At 57.5% G+C, this 414-nt stretch carries 1 protein-coding gene; it reads right to left on the reverse strand.

Translation table 11 applies throughout. The features are described from left to right. Positions 1–183: hypothetical protein (locus EN780_RS40205; protein WP_210215158.1), on the reverse strand; the 183-nt coding region annotated here is incomplete at its 3' end. Between the last annotated feature and the right edge of the window lie 231 nt (positions 184–414).

A 414-nucleotide genomic window follows, 5' to 3' on the forward strand; every position in this document is an offset into this window, starting at 1 on the left:
GTTAACGTCAGCCAAGGCTATCTTGTGGAGATCAAGCCAGCAAAGCAGATGTCGTGCGGCGATGCTGTGAAGGTGATTGGAACTCATGGCGTAAGGCGCCACGAACTCCGCAACGAGTTCGTCAAGCGACAGCGAGGTTGCGGCAGCGTGCGGCTCATAATCGAACAACGATACTTTTGACATACATATCCTCCATTGGTTGTGGGAGGATAATATTATGCCGATAGTGCAGCGCTCTAAGCGTAGGAAAACGCTGCCAGAGCCGAACCTACTCGGCATAATTACGCTCTCGGCATAATGGGAGACCCGCAACAGCCAGGGCCGTCTGATCCGCAAGGAGCCGCCGCGCAAGCTCGGCAGGACGCGGCGATCGCCGCTCTCCTGGCGCGGCTGGGACCATGTCCCGATCCAGGG

It is taken from the genome of Mesorhizobium sp. M4B.F.Ca.ET.089.01.1.1 (assembly GCF_004022605.1).
Classification (GTDB): domain Bacteria; phylum Pseudomonadota; class Alphaproteobacteria; order Rhizobiales; family Rhizobiaceae; genus Mesorhizobium; species Mesorhizobium abyssinicae.